This window comes from Nocardia shimofusensis NBRC 100134 (genome assembly GCF_001613125.1).
GTDB classification, from domain to species: domain Bacteria; phylum Actinomycetota; class Actinomycetes; order Mycobacteriales; family Mycobacteriaceae; genus Nocardia; species Nocardia shimofusensis.
Window position 1 is genome coordinate 1 of record NZ_BDBT01000073.1, and the last position, 877, is coordinate 877.

General features: G+C 66.7%; 1 protein-coding gene and 1 pseudogene. Both read left to right on the forward strand.

The window, feature by feature from the left end:
- Positions 1 to 222: 222 nt before the first annotated feature.
- Positions 223 to 450 (forward strand): DUF6412 domain-containing protein, encoded by a 228-nt coding sequence (locus NS3_RS30275; protein WP_245649855.1) that lies wholly within the window; start codon positions 223 to 225, stop codon positions 448 to 450.
- A 133-nt stretch (positions 451 to 583) separates the two neighbouring features.
- Positions 584 to 877 (forward strand): annotated as a pseudogene (locus tag NS3_RS28745) (YidC/Oxa1 family membrane protein insertase); the annotation flags it as partial.

Here is an 877-nt window from a genome sequence, read left to right on the forward strand (position 1 = left end):
GATGTCAGTAGCCGGTCGCTTGGCGGCGTTGCTGGAGGCCCACGAAGATGTGAGTGGACTGACGCGGGGTCCCGCAGCGGGTGTCAGTGAGTGACGGGCCGGAGGAGATGTCAGTACGCTTTCGGCATGGCACGGATCTGGTGGATGCTCGCGCGGGGACTGACTCTCGTGCAGCTCACGTGGGTGGCTGTGCTGAGCCTTGTGGTCGCAACCACGGTGGGGATGGACGTTTCGACCACGGCCCTCGGGGCTGCGGTGGCGATCGTGGTTGTTCTGGCGTTCGCGGGCCGGGGCGCGGTCGCGCACGGGTATGCGCCGACGACAACGGCTGGTGGCCCGCCGAGTGAGGAGAAGCGTCTGCGTGGCGCTTTCCGCCGCCAGAGCTTCCCGGACACCCCTGGCCGCCCTCGCCGTCCCCGAGCACCGGGACGGGCGCCGGCTGCGGTGTAGTCCTCTTCGGTACTGCGCCGGGCCTTCGCCGTCCTTCCTTCCACACGTCGCAGCTGCCGGTTCAGGGTGTCTGGACGTGAACCCTATTCGCGCGTCGCGGGCGACCGTGGCGTGCGGCGAAGAGGTGCTCATCGTGCTCGACTTCATCTACTACCCCGTGTCCGCGATCTGTGGTTCTGGCACAAGGTGTTCGGGGTGCTCCTCGGCCCGGACAGTGGTTTCGCCTGGGCATTGGCGGTTGTGTTCCTCGTCTTCACCCTCCGCCTGGTTCTGCTGAAACCGGCGATTTCCCAGATCCGCACCGCCCGCCAGATGCAGGAACTCGGCCCACAGATCAAAGCCCTGCAGGACAAGCACTCGGGCGACCGCCGGCAGCAAGCCGTCGAAATGCAGAAACTGCAACGGGAGCACGGGTTCAACCCGCTGA